Here is a 13,371-nt window from a genome sequence, read left to right as displayed (position 1 = left end):
CGACGCTTTCGCCGAGAACCGAACGCCTCCCACGTGCGTGATACCGGAGAAACGTGTTGGCATGCACACGAGGGCGGGGGAACGCGAGTGGGATCCACAGCACGCGCGAGAACGGCGGCATTGGCCGCCGTGATGGCAGGGGCGCTGGTCACGGGAGCGGTATCGGCCGGGGGGCAGCCGGCGCAAGCCGCCGGCGCCGCCGCGGATGGCGGGGCGAAGGCCCCGGCGAAGGCGAAGCCGACCGCGACCGTCACGCTGATCAGCGGCGACCGCGTGGTCGTCGGCTCCGACGGTCGGGTGGTTCGGCTCGTGCGCGGCAAGAGCCGCGAGGGGATCGGCTTCTCGGTGCGGCGCGAGGCCGGCCACACATACGTCGTCCCGCAGGACGCCCTGCGCCTGGTCGTCGACGGCGTGCTCGACCGGCAGCTCTTCGACGTCGCACAGTTGGTCAAGGACGGGTACGACGACGCGCACCGCACCACGCTGCCGCTGATCGTCGGATACCGGCAAGACGGCACCGGAGCAAGGGACTTCACCGCCGCCGGCGACCCGTTCGCGGGCGTGCCCGTCCGGGAGCGCCGTACGCTGCCCGCGGTCGGCGGCGAGGCCTTCGAGGCGCCCAAGGCCGGTGTGCCGGCACTGTGGGCGGCCGTCACAGGTCGCTCTTCGGCCCGCACGTCAGGCGGGCCGGTCGCCCATGTCTGGCTGGACGCGAAGGTCCGGGCCACCCTGGCCGAGAGCGTGCCGCAGATCGGCGCGCCCGCCATGTGGAGGTCGGGCTACACCGGCAAGGGCATCAAGGTCGCGGTCCTGGACACGGGCGTGGACGAGACCCACCCGGACCTCAAGGGCGTCGAGACGGCGCAGAAGAACTTCAGCGAGTCCCCCGTCGTCAAGGACCGCTTCGGGCACGGTACGCACGTGGCGTCCATCCTCGCCGGGAGCGGTGCGAAGTCCGGCGGCCGCTTCAAGGGGGTGGCGCCCGACGTGAAGCTGCTGGACGGCAAGGTCCTGGGCGATGACGGCTTCGGAGGCATCTCGAACATCGTCGCCGGCATGCAGTGGGCCGTCGACCAGGGCGCGCAGGTCGTCAACATGAGTCTGGGCTCGCCCGACACGCCGGGTGTCGACCCGATGGAGGCGGCCATCGCCCGGCTCTCCGGCAAGGCCCTGTTCGTGGTGGCCGCGGGCAACGAGGGCGACGGGCCCCGCACGATCGGCTCGCCTGGCAGCGCCCCCGCGGCCCTCACCGTCGGCGCCGTGGACAAGCACAACGCCATCGCCGACTTCTCCAGCCGCGGCCCGAACCTCGACGGCACGCCCAAGCCGGACATCACCGGCCCCGGCGTGGACATCACCGCCGCCCTGACCACGCAGAGCGAGGAGCCTTCGGGCGAGGACTACATCGCGCAGTCCGGCACGTCGATGGCCTCCCCGCACGTCGCGGGCGCCGCCGCCCTGGTGCTCCAGCAGCACCCGGACTGGAGCGGAGCCCGGCTGAAGGCGCTCCTGACCGGTTCGGCCAAGCCGAACCCGCTGCTGAACGCCCATCAGCAGGGCGCCGGCCGGGTGGACCTGGAGCGCGCCGCCACGGCGACGGTCGTCTCCGAGCCCGGCTCCCTCGGCTTCGGCTTGCATGCCTGGCCGCACGCCGACGACAAGCCGGCCGCCAAGACCCTCACCTACCGCAACTACGGCACCCAGGCCGTCACGCTGCGGCTGAGCGCCTCCGGGGTCGACCCCGCGGGCCGCCCGGCCCCGGCCGGCATGTTCACCGTCAAGGACGCCCAGCTCACCGTTCCGGCCGGCGGCACCGCGAAGACCACCGTCACCGCCGACACGCGCGAGGGCACCGTCGACGGCGTCTTCGGCGGCACCGTCCTGGCGTCGGGAGACGGCCAGGAGGTGCGCACCGGTCTGGTGGTCGAGCGGGAGGCGGAGTCGTACGACGTCACGGTGCGGCACATCGACGCCGACGGGGCGAACCCGCCCGCCTACGCGACGACGATCAACCCCGCGGACGTGGGCGGGAAGTACGTCGAGCTCCCGTACAGCGCGAACGGCACGGTGGTCCAGCGGCTGCGCAAGGGCTCCTACCAGCTGGAGAGCCTGGTCTTCGCCGAGGACAACGAAGTGGGCTTCTTCGTCCAGCCGGTTCTGAGGGTGACCGGGAACGTCACGGTCACCCTCGACTCCCGCAAGGCGAAGCCGTTCGCCGTGAAGGCCCCGGATCCGGCCGCCAAGCTCGTCACCTCGACCGTCGGTTACTACGACGAGGCCCTGGGCGTGAGCAACACCTGGTCCACCAACGGCGTGCCGCCGATGCGCACCGCCGCCCTCGGCCCGGCCTCCGACACGATGCGGGCCCAGTTCAGCGGGGTGTGGAAGACGCCCGGCGCGGCCGGCAGGAACGTCGACTACCGGCTCGCCTTCAACCGCAAGGGGAGCTTCTTCACCGGCCTGACCCGCACCCTCACCCGGGCCGATGTGGCAGAGGTGAAGCTCGGGTTCGGCGCGTCCGTCACCGGGGCCAAGGGACAGGTCGCCATCAGGCCGATGGACGAACGCGGGATGACCATCGACGCATCGGAGCCGCAGGAGCAGAAGCTGCCGCAGGCCACCACGCACTACCTCAGCACGGCCGGCGTGCGCTGGTCCTGGACGGCCGCGCAGCTCAACGCCGGCAGTGAGGTACGCATGCTGTACACAAAGGAGTTGGTGACCTACAAGCCGGGCTCCAGCCACACGCTGAGGTTCAACACCGGTGTGGTCGGCCCCGATCTCGCGGCGGGGAGCCCGCAGGAGCAGGGCGCCGAGCGGACCGGCGACTACATCAGCGCCAGGATCCCGCTGTTCAACGACGGCAGCGGCAACCCGGGTTCCTCGATCGTCACCGGCGGCTTCGCCCGGCTGGAATCCGGCGGGCGGATCCTCGCCGAGGGCCCGGCCACGGACTGGGTGGGCGCCGAGGTTCCCGCCGCGTCAGCCGCGTACCGCCTGACGGTCGAGGCGAGCCGCTCCGCCGAGGACACCTCCACCAGCACGAAGGTGGCAGGGGTGTGGACGTTCAGCTCGGCCCGGCCGGCGTCGGACGGCACGGCCAGGCTGCCCCTGTCCACGGTGCGACTCGCGCCGAAGCTGAGCCTGCAGGGGACGGCTCCGGCGGGCAGCACGCTCACGGTGCCGCTGAAGCTGAGCGGCGCGGCCGCCGCGGCCGGGCAGGTCGCCGCGCTGACCGTGAAGGTCTCCTACGACGGCGGCCGGACCTGGAAGCCGCTCACCGTGACGACCGACGCGAAGGGGGCGCGCTCGGTGAGCGTGAAGCACCCGGCGACCGCCAGGGCCGCGACCTTCCGGGTGGACCTGAAGGACAGAGGCGGCAACACGGTGCGCGAGACGATCACGAACGCCTACCGGCTCGCCCCGTGAGGTGACCCCACGACGGTGACCGCCACCCGGCGCCGCCACAACACACCGGCCTGGTCCCCGCACTTGCGGGAACCAGGCCGGATCCGCGTCCGCTCGCGTCGGCTCAACGCACCGGGAAGCCGCAGGAGTAGCCCTGCTCCTTGAGCCGGGGCAGGATCCGGCGCAGGGCCTCGACGGTCTGGGAACGGTCGCCGCCCGCGTCGTGGAAGAGGAGCGTCGGCCCGTTCGGCAGCTCCCGCTCGACGGTGGCGACGATGGCGTCCGTGCCCGGCCGCTCGAAGTCCTTGGTGTCCACGTTCCAGCCCAGCGGGCGCATCCCGCGGGAAGCGGCGAGCTTGCGGCTGTAAGGGGTGAAGGCCCCGCCGGGCGCCCGGTAGTACACCGGCCGTACGCCCCCGGACGCCTCGGTGATCATGCGTTCGGCGTCGAGTATCTGCTGGGACTGGTAGGCCTCGGACTGCTTGTCCATGGTGGTGTCGTGCGACACCGAGTGGTTGCACAGCAGGTGCCCGGCCGCGACCACCTTCTTCACGAGGTCCGGGTGGGCCTGCGCCTGCGTCCCCACCATGCAGAACGTGGCCTTCACCCCGTACTCCCGCAGCACGTCGAGGACTTGAGGGGTCCACACGGGGTCGGGGCCGTCGTCGATGGTGATGTTGACGCCGCGCGTCCCCTTGTCCGAGGCGTGCACGATGGTTTCTGCGACCGCCTTGACGTCACTGGCCGGCTTGGCCGACGCGGTCGCCTTCGGCGACGAGTCGCCCGCGAGACTGGCCTGCGCGGTCCACACCGAGGCACCGGTGGCGAGCACCGTCACCCCGAGCGCCGCCCCGATCAGCTTGCCGTACCAGCCCCGCCCGCCACCGTGCCGTGCCATGTCCGCCCCCGCTTCCGCGCAGTTCCTCGCCGGTCCCCGGTCGCCTCGCGACCATCTGGCAGGACGAGGAACGGCGGCCACGGGATCCGTCCGTTACCGATCACGGACAATCTCGGGGGCGTTCGCGGACAACTCGGCCGACACCGGCCACGGTTCGGGGTGACGAGGGCCTCGGGCATCGAAGGCCGGGCGCGCACGGTGCCGGCTGAGGGCAGGCGGACGCCTCCAACTGTGTTGGTGGGTGGCCTGCTTACGGGAAGGTCAGGCACAAGGCGCCGGCTGTCGAAACCACCGGGACTGCTGGGAGCTAGGCCGCCTCGGGGCGCGCCGCACGCATGCCCGAGGTGGGCTCCTGCGCGTCGTCGAGCGGGAAGGTCTCGTCCTCCCCGAAGTCCGGAGCCTGGAAGGGGTTCGTCGCCGGAGGCGGCGATGCCGCGGTGGAGCTGCGGGTTTGCCCTTCCAGGGCGGAGAACAGCGACGTCAGATCGATGAGAGTCTCTCTTTCACTACAGGTCCCTGAAGGGGACCTGGTGTGCCGTGACCGGGCACAGCGGTCCTACAGCTTGGTCATCTTGGAGTACGGGCTCAGGATCCGCATCTGCGACGAGCCGAAATCCACGAGTGCCGCGATTCCGTCCTCGATGCCGATGACCCGGCCGAGACCGTACATGTCGTGTGTGACCTGGTCGCCCACGGCGAAGTGCTTGGGAGCCGGGGTGACCGGGGCCTTGAAGGGGCTGGTAGGCAGATGGCGCTTCGGAGCAGCTGGCTTTGTCATTGCCCCCAGTATGCGCCAAGGGCGGTCCCGTTCGCTGTGGTCGTCGGCACAGATCCGAACTGCAACAACCGCTTTGCGAGATCGGTCCGGAAGCGAGACCTGATCCCTCTGGACAGAGAGAAAGGCCCAGGTCTCTGACCTGGGCCTTCTGCGGTCCGTGCCTGATCACCAGCCGCTGACCCGGCCCCAGACGGCCTGGACGGCGGGCGCGTCGTGCGCCGGCCGGGTGCTGTCGATGACGTGGTAGCCCCGGTGCTGGGCCGCGGTCGCGCACGCGTGGTTGGGCAGGATGCGCAGGCGGGTGCCGACGGGCAGGTCGGGCAGGACGGCGCCGTCGCGCACGGTGAGAGTGCCGTGTTCCTGGCTCGCGGCGCTCATCACCAGGCCCTCGACGAGATTCCCGCGCAGGTCGGTGACCAGGCCGTAGCCCTGGTCCTGGGGCTGGCCCGCGGTGCCGCGGTCACGGGACATGGCCATCCAGCCGCCGTCGGTGAGGATCCAGCCGTACTCGGGGCGGTGGCCGATGACGGTGACGACGACCGACAGAGCGAGGTCGTCGATCCGGCAGACGCCCAGTCCGGCCATGACCAGGTCGAAGAAGACGTAGTTGCCGGCGCGCAGCTCGGTGACGCCGGTGAGGTCCTCGACGGCGTGCGCGGTGGGGGTCGAGCCGACGCTGACGGTGTGCACCGGCAGTCCGGCCGCGCGCAGCTTCCCGGCGGCAGCGACGGCGGTGTCGCGTTCGTTCCGCGCGGCCAGCCGCTGCTCTTCGGGGGTGTGGGCGAAGTAGGACTCGCCCGCGTGGACCAGGACGCCGTCCAGGCAGCCGGCGTCGTGCAGGGTGCGGCCGATGTCGACGAGTGCGGGGGCGTCGGTCCTGACGCCGCCGCGGTGGCCGTCGCAGTCGATCTCGATCTGGGTGGGGATGCCGAGGCCGGCCGCGCGGGCGGCTTCCGCGACGCATGCCGCCTGCTCGGTGCTGTCCAGGATGATGCGCAGGGTGACCCCGCGGCGCAGGAGGGCGATCACGCGGGGCAGCTTGTGGGGGTCGATGCCGACGGCGTACGTGATGTCGGTGTAGCCGCCGTCGGCGAACGCCTCGGCCTCGGCGAGGGTGGAGACGGTGACGGGGCAGGGTGTGCCGCCGTGCAGGAGGGCGGCGACGTCGAGGCTCTTGGCCGTCTTGACGTGCGGGCGCAGGGCGACGCCGAGCCGGTCGGCCCTGACCGCGAGGCGCTCGATGTTGCGCCGGGCCTTGTGTACGTCGACGACGGCGAACGGGGTGTCGGGATCGGCCAGGGTCCGTGCGGGGGCGGGCGGGGTGCTGTTCACAGGGCGACTTCCGTGTTCTTGAGAGAGGCCGGGCCGAGGCCGATGTGCGGGAGGTACGACGTGCGGGGGTCAGTCGACGGCGGCAACGGCGTGCACCTCCACGGCCGATCCGTAGTGCAGCTCCTTCACGCCGGCCACCGCGCGCTGGGGGCGGTGAGATCCCAGCCACTGCGCGTAGAGGCGATCGAACGCGGGCCAGTCCCCGATGTCGGTCACGTACACGGTGACGGACACCAGCCGGTCGCGGCTGGTGCCGGCGCCGGCCAGACAGGCGTCGATGTTGCGCAGCACCTGCTCGGCCTGGACGGCGAACGGCTCCCGGGTGAGCTTGTCGCCGTCGGGTGTGACGGGCAGCTGGCCGGAGATGTGGGCGAGACCGCGGTGCACGGCGATGTGCGAGTAGTGGCCGGCCGGCGCTGTCAGCTCCGCACTGTCGATCAGGGCCGGCGCCGCGGGAACGGGATCAGTGGTCGAACCGGCGGTGGTCATGAAGACCCTTTCACTTCGTGTAGTTGTAGACGGTCGCCCGGGACACGCCGAGCAGGTCCGCGATGGCCTGCGCGGCGTCGCGCGAGTCGAAGTAGCCGTCCTGGTGCAGCTGCCGTACGAGCGCCTTCTTGCCCTCCCGGCTCAGCGACCTCGGCGTGCCTCCGCGTTCCGCGGCCAGCGCCTCGACCGTCCGGCGCAGCTCGCGCGCGTTGCGGTTGCGCAGGGTCTCCAGGGGCTGGTCGCGGTGCTCGGTGTCGGTGGCGACCAGGTTGGACAGGGCGAGTGTCACCGGTGACAGCACGGAGACGTCGAGGTTCAGGCACAGGGCCGCGATGTATTCGCCCGCCGCGTTCTTGATGCCGATGGAGGTGCTCTTCGCGGGGCGGCCGTCGGGGAACCGGCCCGGGTAGTTCTGGATGACGCTCGGGTACTGCGGGTCGGCGATGCGGGCGAGTCCCAGCTCGGTCGCGGAATCCCCGACCTGGCGGCCGGAGAGGTTGTTCTCGATCGCCCGGATCGCATGCTGCGGGTCACGCAGATCGTGCAGGACCACTTCGCACAGGCCGGGGAACATCCGGCCCAGGGCCACGGCGATCTTCTCGGCCTCCCGGATGAAGTGCTCGTCCGTGCCGTGGTCCATGGATCCTCTTCCGCTGTGGGCACCCAGGCTGCCTGGGGAACAGGAACGATATCCACGGCTGGCTCAACTGTCCAGATTTGGATTCACAGTCCAAAGTCATCCACGGTCCAAAGTCTGGGTCAGGAGACGACGCCGAACCCGCCGGTCCACGAGATCTTCTCGGCGGCCGCGAGGCTGATCTGCAGGAACGCCATCGCCTCCAGCTCACGGGCTCGCTTCAGCCCGCCGGCGTCCACGGCCCGCAGGCCGGCCGCGCCGACCACGTCGGCCAGCAGTGCCTTGGCGTCCGCGTCCTCGCCCGCGATGAGCACCGTGGTGGGCTGCCCCCCGACGGTGCCGGCGGCGAGGGTGGCCGCGAAGTTGGTGTTGAACGCCTTGAGGACCCGCGCCTCGGGCAGCGCCGCCGCGATCTCGGCGGCGGCCGAGCTGTCGGCCGCAACGGTCAGCCCGTCGAACGTCGCGGAGTCGATCGGGTTCGTGATGTCCACGACCACCTTGCCGACGAGTTGATCACCACGTTCGGCGACGATGTCGGCGACGGCCGGATACGGGACCGCGAGCACCACGATGTCGCCGGTCACCGGCTTGTCACCGGCGGAGGTGTTGAGCTGCTCGACGGTGTGGCCGCCCTTGGCGGCGAGGCCGGCGATCGCCTGGCCCATCTTGCCGGTGCCGATGATGCTGATGTGCGCCACGGTGACCTCCTGTGCTTGTCCGGGCAGCGCCGGATGCCGACAGGTCGGACCTCGGCGAACACGCGCTGCTCGACGACGCGGCCGCCCCGCAATTCAGTGTTGTCCGGATCGGTGAGGGTCACCAGCGGTGGGGTAGTGGGGCGGTGGGGCGGTGGCCTGCGGCGGTCGCCCTGCCTGTCGGCGTCACCCGGGGGAGGGCGCGCCGGTGACCAGGTCGTCCAGCTCGGCGGCGAAGAGCAGTGCGGGGTCGATTCCCATACCGGTGAACTGGCCGGCGAGTTCCAGGGACAGAACGCCGTGCAGCCGGGTCCAGAAACTCAGGGCCCGGTGGAGCGCCGCGGGCGGAGCGGGATGGTCGCCCGCCCAGTCCCGGTGGTCCTCGAGGTGCGCGTCGAACGGTGTCGCCGGTCCGCCCAAGGGCAGCGCGGCACAGGCGTTCAGCAGGGTTGCCATGATCTCCGCCGAGATCGCGGTGGTGTCGTCGGGCGCCTGGTAGCCGGGGACCGGCGTGCCGTAGATGAGGAAGTAACGCTGGGGGTCCTGCAGGGCCCATCCCCGCAAGGCGTGCGCCAGCCCGGCCGCATCCGCTCCGGCCTGCGCGGCCGCGCTGAAGGTGTCGGCGAGGCTTCGGTACGCGTCCCTGACGAGCTCGGTGATCAGATCGTCGCGGCCGCCGAAGTACCGGTACAGAGCGGGTCCGCTCATGCCCATCTGCTTGGCGATCGCGTTGAGGGAGAGTGCGGACGCGCCCGCCGTGGCGATCTGTTCCCACGCGCGCTGCTTGATCTCCGTACGCACCTGGGCGCGGTAGCGCTCACGCGGGGTCTTCGCTTCCGAGTTCACCATAGTTAGAGGTTATCACTGAAGCTATTGACTCTCCCGAATCTGAGTTATAGCTTCTAACTAACGCGAAGCCGAGTAACTCAGACTCTGTGGAGGTCGCCATGAATGCCATGAACGCCGCGAACGCCGAAGGACTCGTCGAGGTCGTTCTGCCGGGCAAGGTCGAGCCCGAAGGGCTTCGGATCCGGCAGGGAGCCGTACCCGCCGCGGGCCCTGGTCAGGTCGTGATCCGGATGGAGGCGACCGGCGTCTCCTTCGCCGAGCAGCAGATGCGGCGCGGCCGCTACTACGACCAGCCCCCCTTCCCGTTCGTCCCCGGCTACGACCTCGTGGGTACGGTGCTGGCGACCGGCGAGGGCGTCGAGCCCGGCCTGGCCGGCACTCGGGTCGCCGCGCTGGTCAAGGTCGGCGGCTGGGCCAGCCATGTGCTCGTCGACGCGGCGGACGTGGTGCCGGTGCCCGACGGGATCGGCGCGGCGGAGGCGGAGACCCTCGTCGTCAACGGCATCACCGCCTGGCAGATGCTGCACCGCAAGGCCCGCGTCCGTGCGGGGCACACCGTCGTGGTGCACGGCGCGAACGGCGGTGTCGGTTCGGTCCTGGTCCAGCTCGCCCAGGCCGCGGGCGCCCGGGTGATCGGCACGGCGTCCGAGCGCCACCACGACGCCCTGAGGGAACGGGGAGTCGCCCCGGTCGACTACCGCGCCGCCGACGTCGCCGCCCGGATCCGCGAACTCGCCCCGCAGGGGGTGGACGCCGTCTTCGACCACATCGGCGGCCGCGGCATCGTCGACTCCTGGCGACTCCTCGCCCCCGGCGGCACGCTCGTCTCGTACGGCAGCGCCTCGACCAGGGACGACGAGGGCTCCAAGCAGTGGCCCGTGCTCAAGCTGCTCGGCCGGGTGTGGCTGTGGAACGCCCTGCCGGGCCGCCGCCGCGCGTACTTCTTCAATGTCTGGGCCGGCCGGGCCCTGGCCAAGAACCGCTTCCGCGCCCGTCTGCGCAGCGACCTCACGCAGGTCTTCGCCGCCCTCCAGCGCGGCGAGGTCACGGCCCAGATCGCCGCGCAACTGCCGCTCACCCGCATCGCCGACGCCCTGCGCCTGGCCGAGTCGGGCACCGTCGCCGGAAAGGTCGTACTGAACCCCTAGCAAGCACCGCACCCGAGTGGCCCGACCCGATCACCGCAACGAATCGAGAGGAACCCCATGTTCAGCACCGGCCCGTCGAAGTCACCCCGCGCGGGTAAGGCCGCGGTCACGACCGCGCTTGCCGTCGCCGCCGTTCTCGCGAGCACCATCCCGACCGCCCAGGCCACACCTCATGGCGGTACGTCGTCCCGGTGCGGCGGGCGAGGCGTCGACTCCGACGCCCTCATCCGCTACGAGTCCGACGTCCTGATCAAGGCGCCACTGAGCACGGTCTGGAAGCTGCAGACCGACGTCGAACGCTGGCCGTCCTGGCAGCCGCCCGTCACCACCGCCGAACGTCTCGACTCCGGCCGTCTGAAGCCGGGTTCGCGGTTCCGGTGGACGACCCCCGCGCCCGCCACCCCCACGACGCCCGCCACCACACTCGCCATCACCTCCACCGTCCAGGAACTGAGGCGCCACGACTGCATCCTGTGGAGCGGACCCGCGATCGGTGAGGGGCTGCGTATCGACGAGGGCGTCCATCTGTGGACCTTCAAGAAGGTCAAGGGCGGCGTGCGCGTCCACACCGAGGAAACCTGGACCGGCGACCAGGTCGAAGCAGACGTGCCCACCGCGACCGCGGCCCTCGCCGGGGGCCTCGAAGCGTGGCTTGACGACCTGAGGACCACCGCCGAGGCCGACGCCGGCGAGCACCCGCGTTCCCACTGACCGGATCGGGCGGCACCGTCCGGTCAGGTGGACCCGTCGGGGCTACGGGAGAAGGCCGTGTCGCCGGCCGTCGCCACGATCGCGTCCTTGACGAGCAGCACGCGCGGCGGGGTGCCCTGAGCCTTGTCCCCAGGGTCGTCCAGCGCGGAGGTGCGCCACACCTCCGCTCCGGTGCGGCTGTCCAGTGCCAGCAGACGGCCGAAGCGGTTGGAGAAATAGACCCGCTTGTACGTCGCCGACACCACGGGCGCGGACAGACTCTCCATGTCCGTCGTCTTCTGCCAGAGTTGCCTGCCGCTGTCCGCCGACACCGCGGTGACCGACCCGTTGGACCGGACGAAGTAGACGACGCCGTCCACCAGCGTGGCCGCGCCGGTCAGCGGACGTGCCAGCGGTATCCGTCTGACCTGCCGGGTCTCCGGGTCCACTCGCAGCAGCGCGTTGTACGGCCGTTCGTACCCGGATTCGTAGACGTCCTTCGCGGTCTGGGGGGCGAGGAACAGGGGTTGCCCGCCCACAGCGCCGAGCGCTTGCGCCTTCCGGGGCAGTGCGGCGGTTTCCGTCAGGCTGCCGGGTTCGAGCTTCATCAGGTCGACCGGGGCCTGGCCGGGCTCGGTGCCGGCCGAGCACAGGGCGTAAGGGGTGCCTCCCAGCACCGACGTGGTGCAGTACTCGTCCAACGAGGGCGCCCGCCACAGTTCCTTGCCGGAAGGACCGTAGGCGACGAACCACGCGTGGTCGTCGGACAGGGTCAGCAGTCCTCCGTCGTACAGGATCGCGTCCTCGGACCCGCTGATGTCGCGTTGCCACCGCCGGTGTCCGGTACCGGCATCGAGGGCCACCAGGCGCCTGGTCGTATCGTCCGGATCCTCGTAGACGTAGACCAATCCGTCGCGGACGCCGATCGGTTGCACCCCCTGAGGGCGGGTGCCGGCTCGCCACAGGGTGCGGCCGGAGGCCGCGTCGATCCTGGCGGCCGTGAAGCCCGTACCGCCGCAGAACAGGGCCGTTCCGTCCGCCACGCATCCGGGGGCCTGGTAGTCGAGAGGGACACCCGGCACGTCGTACCGAAGGGCCGTGCGCCACGGTCGCCAGCCGTCGGGCAGCGACGCGGCACGAGCGGTGGCCGTGGCGGCGGCGTTGTCGGAGGGGGTGGTCGTGTCCCGGCCCGAGACGAAGACGCCCGCCGCGACGGTCAACCCCGCGACGGCAAGCGCCGTGCCGAGGCCGGCCAGCAGCATCCGGGTCCGGCGTCCCTTGCCGGCTCCGGATCCGGTGCGGGTCGCGGCGTGCGCGGAGGCGGTGGCCGCGCCCCAAGGGGCGGGGCGGGGCCGGGGTTTCGCGGACTCTCTGACCCTCTGGGGCGCGGTGGCGTCGGATTCCGGCAGCGCCCGCAGCATGCGATGCAGATCCGCCGGTTCCGGCCGTGCGGCCGGGTCCTTGTCGAGGCAGCGCTCGACGATGCGCAGGAGCGCTTCGGGCACCCCGTCGAGGTCCGGGGATTCGTGCATCACCTGATAGCCGGTCATATAGGGGCTGTCGGCGTCGAACGGCCCTGTGCCGACGGCCGCGAACACCAGCAGTGACCCCAGCGAGAAGACGTCCGAGGCCGGGGTGACCTCTCGGGGAGAGGCCAGCTGTTCCGGCGACATGAAGGGCGGAGTGCCGATGATGCGCCCGGTCACGGTGAGGCTCTGGTTGTCGGAAGCGCGCGATATGCCGAAGTCGATGACGCGCGGCCCGTCCTCGGTCATCAGGACGTTGCCCGGTTTGAGGTCCCGGTGCACCAGGCCCGCCCGGTGGATGTCGCCCAGCGCCTCGGTGAGCCCGAGCCCCAGCGCGCGCAGTTTCCGCCCGCTCAGCGGACCTTCCTTCGCCACGACTTCGGCAAGCGTGGGCCCCGGCACATGGAGCGTCGCCATCCACGGCCGGTCGGCGTCCGGGTCGGCGTCCACGACAGGCGCGGTGAAGGCGCCGCTCACTCTGCGCGCCGCCGCGATCTCCTGCCGGAAGCGTGTGCGGAACTCTTCCTCCTGGGCGTACGACCCGCGCACGAGCTTGACCGCGACCTGCCGTCCCGAGGCGGAGACTCCCAGATAGACGACTCCCATGCCGCCCACCCCGAGCCGACCGAGAAGGGTGTACCCGCCTATGGACTCCGGGTCCCCGGTGCTCAGGGGCGTCATCGCCGATCATCCTTCCCAGCGCCTGCCTGCCTCACGGGGATCAGCGTAGGGCCTGCCGCCCCGGGGGCGGAGCGGCGCCTGTCACGGATCTGCGTCACTGTGCCCCTGAGCCGAGCGAGGGGCATCCGTCCTGTTGGGGGCTCAACTCGGGGCACCAGACGGGTTTCCGCCCCGGCCCCGGCACGCGGTCGAAGAGGTCGTACAGCGGCGCCGGTGACACCAGGCGGTCGCCGTGCAGGC

The 13,371-nt window shown here is 71.3% G+C and carries 11 protein-coding genes; 3 read left to right on the top strand and 8 right to left on the bottom strand.

Annotated elements, in window-relative coordinates; all coding sequences use genetic code 11:
• The first annotated feature begins 87 nt into the window (after positions 1 to 87).
• Positions 88 to 3,429, top strand: a complete 3,342-nt coding sequence (locus tag EAO75_RS33555) for a S8 family peptidase (RefSeq protein WP_147998933.1) — start codon at positions 88 to 90, stop codon at positions 3,427 to 3,429.
• A 103-nt stretch (positions 3,430 to 3,532) separates the two neighbouring features.
• Here the strand turns inward: EAO75_RS33555 and EAO75_RS33550 are convergent, their stop codons facing one another.
• The 7 genes from EAO75_RS33550 to EAO75_RS33520 all read right to left on the bottom strand — a co-directional run bounded on the left by EAO75_RS33550 (position 3,533) and on the right by EAO75_RS33520 (position 9,086).
• Positions 3,533 to 4,306 (bottom strand): polysaccharide deacetylase family protein, encoded by a 774-nt coding sequence (locus EAO75_RS33550; protein WP_147998932.1) that lies wholly within the window; start codon positions 4,304 to 4,306, stop codon positions 3,533 to 3,535.
• Between the two features lie 556 nt (positions 4,307 to 4,862).
• Positions 4,863 to 5,084: a hypothetical protein gene (locus EAO75_RS33545; RefSeq protein WP_147998931.1), complete on the bottom strand. Its 222-nt coding sequence runs from the start codon at positions 5,082 to 5,084 to the stop codon at positions 4,863 to 4,865.
• 165 nt (positions 5,085 to 5,249) lie between these two features.
• Positions 5,250 to 6,416, bottom strand: coding sequence for a DSD1 family PLP-dependent enzyme (locus EAO75_RS33540; RefSeq protein WP_147998930.1), 1,167 nt, complete (start codon positions 6,414 to 6,416; stop codon positions 5,250 to 5,252).
• A 69-nt stretch (positions 6,417 to 6,485) separates the two neighbouring features.
• Positions 6,486 to 6,905, bottom strand: coding sequence for a RidA family protein (locus EAO75_RS33535; protein ID WP_147998929.1), 420 nt, complete (start codon positions 6,903 to 6,905; stop codon positions 6,486 to 6,488).
• 10 nt (positions 6,906 to 6,915) lie between these two features.
• The gene (locus tag EAO75_RS33530) at positions 6,916 to 7,545 is read right to left on the bottom strand and encodes a transcriptional regulator (protein WP_147998928.1); all 630 of its coding nucleotides are present in this window, start codon (positions 7,543 to 7,545) and stop codon (positions 6,916 to 6,918) included.
• Positions 7,546 to 7,664: 119 nt separating this feature from the next.
• The gene (locus tag EAO75_RS33525) at positions 7,665 to 8,240 is read right to left on the bottom strand and encodes an NADPH-dependent F420 reductase (RefSeq protein WP_147998927.1); all 576 of its coding nucleotides are present in this window, start codon (positions 8,238 to 8,240) and stop codon (positions 7,665 to 7,667) included.
• A 183-nt stretch (positions 8,241 to 8,423) separates the two neighbouring features.
• The gene (locus tag EAO75_RS33520; RefSeq protein ID WP_147998926.1) at positions 8,424 to 9,086 is read right to left on the bottom strand and encodes a TetR/AcrR family transcriptional regulator; all 663 of its coding nucleotides are present in this window, start codon (positions 9,084 to 9,086) and stop codon (positions 8,424 to 8,426) included.
• 98 nt (positions 9,087 to 9,184) lie between these two features.
• Here EAO75_RS33520 and EAO75_RS33515 point away from each other — a divergent pair, with 98 nt between their 5' ends.
• Positions 9,185 to 10,234: a medium chain dehydrogenase/reductase family protein gene (locus EAO75_RS33515; protein ID WP_261989532.1), complete on the top strand. Its 1,050-nt coding sequence runs from the start codon at positions 9,185 to 9,187 to the stop codon at positions 10,232 to 10,234.
• Between the two features lie 57 nt (positions 10,235 to 10,291).
• A complete protein-coding gene (locus EAO75_RS33510) occupies positions 10,292 to 10,945 on the top strand; it encodes an SRPBCC family protein (protein WP_147998925.1) in 654 nt (217 codons plus the stop codon).
• Positions 10,946 to 10,968: 23 nt separating this feature from the next.
• Here the strand turns inward: EAO75_RS33510 and EAO75_RS33505 are convergent, their stop codons facing one another.
• Positions 10,969 to 13,131: a protein kinase domain-containing protein gene (locus EAO75_RS33505; RefSeq protein WP_147998924.1), complete on the bottom strand. Its 2,163-nt coding sequence runs from the start codon at positions 13,129 to 13,131 to the stop codon at positions 10,969 to 10,971.
• Positions 13,132 to 13,371 lie beyond the last annotated feature (240 nt).

It is taken from the genome of Streptomyces sp. UW30, assembly GCF_008042075.1.
Lineage (GTDB): Bacteria > Actinomycetota > Actinomycetes > Streptomycetales > Streptomycetaceae > Streptomyces.
The sequence above is the reverse complement of the archived record's forward strand: the minus strand, read 5'-3'. Positions and strand labels throughout refer to the sequence as shown.

Coding starts and splice junctions, on each gene's coding strand:
- EAO75_RS33535 (WP_147998929.1), bottom strand. CDS start 6,905: ATGACCACCGCCGGTTCGACCACTGATCCCGTTCCCGCGGCGCCGGCC.
- EAO75_RS33545 (WP_147998931.1), bottom strand. CDS start 5,084: ATGACAAAGCCAGCTGCTCCGAAGCGCCATCTGCCTACCAGCCCCTTC.
- EAO75_RS33520 (WP_147998926.1), bottom strand. CDS start 9,086: ATGGTGAACTCGGAAGCGAAGACCCCGCGTGAGCGCTACCGCGCCCAG.
- EAO75_RS33515 (WP_261989532.1), top strand. CDS start 9,185: ATGAATGCCATGAACGCCGCGAACGCCGAAGGACTCGTCGAGGTCGTT.
- EAO75_RS33530 (WP_147998928.1), bottom strand. CDS start 7,545: ATGGACCACGGCACGGACGAGCACTTCATCCGGGAGGCCGAGAAGATC.
- EAO75_RS33505 (WP_147998924.1), bottom strand. CDS start 13,131: ATGACGCCCCTGAGCACCGGGGACCCGGAGTCCATAGGCGGGTACACC.
- EAO75_RS33550 (WP_147998932.1), bottom strand. CDS start 4,306: ATGGCACGGCACGGTGGCGGGCGGGGCTGGTACGGCAAGCTGATCGGG.
- EAO75_RS33510 (WP_147998925.1), top strand. CDS start 10,292: ATGTTCAGCACCGGCCCGTCGAAGTCACCCCGCGCGGGTAAGGCCGCG.